We start from the raw sequence: 509 nt of genomic DNA, 5'->3' as shown, positions 1-509 counted from the left end.
CACGTGGTGGATATTATACTGAAGGACCTGCTGCTGATTTTGAAATGGGTGACCGTTATTTAAGAACAATTATGACATTCTTAGGTGTGCCATCATATGAAACAATCATTATTGAAGGACACAATGCCGAACCGCATAAAACTGAAGAAATTAAAGCAACTAGTATTAATAATGCTGAAAAATTAGCAACAACTTTTTAAATTTTTAATTACACTGTGTGACTCCTCAACGTCATGCAGTTTTTTATTGTATCTCTTTTCCGCTTTTTATAAATATCTATTATTTTCATAAATTTAAAATTTGATATTCACTTTAATACTGATGTAAATATTTTTCAAAATATATTATTATAGTGTTAATGAAGTATTTTGAGAAACGGTGGGAATGTATGAAAGCACATAAAATTTTCTGGTTAAACTTAGCAGCAATTATTATTATTTCAATTGTAGTCAGTGGCGGTATGTTTTTGGCAATGAAGTGGGAACAAATTCATTTGAAAGATGGTCTTA

At 29.5% G+C, this 509-nt stretch carries 2 pseudogenes; both read left to right on the top strand.

Annotation, left to right across the window (positions count from 1 at the left end):
- Positions 1–200 (top strand): annotated as a pseudogene (locus IDG60_RS02370) (FMN-dependent NADH-azoreductase); the annotation flags it as partial.
- Between the two features lie 188 nt (positions 201–388).
- A pseudogene (locus tag IDG60_RS02365) lies at positions 389–509 on the top strand (tandem-type lipoprotein); the annotation flags it as partial.

The organism is Staphylococcus sp. EG-SA-2, from assembly GCF_017152085.1.
This window is presented reverse-complemented; position numbering and strand designations above follow the sequence as displayed.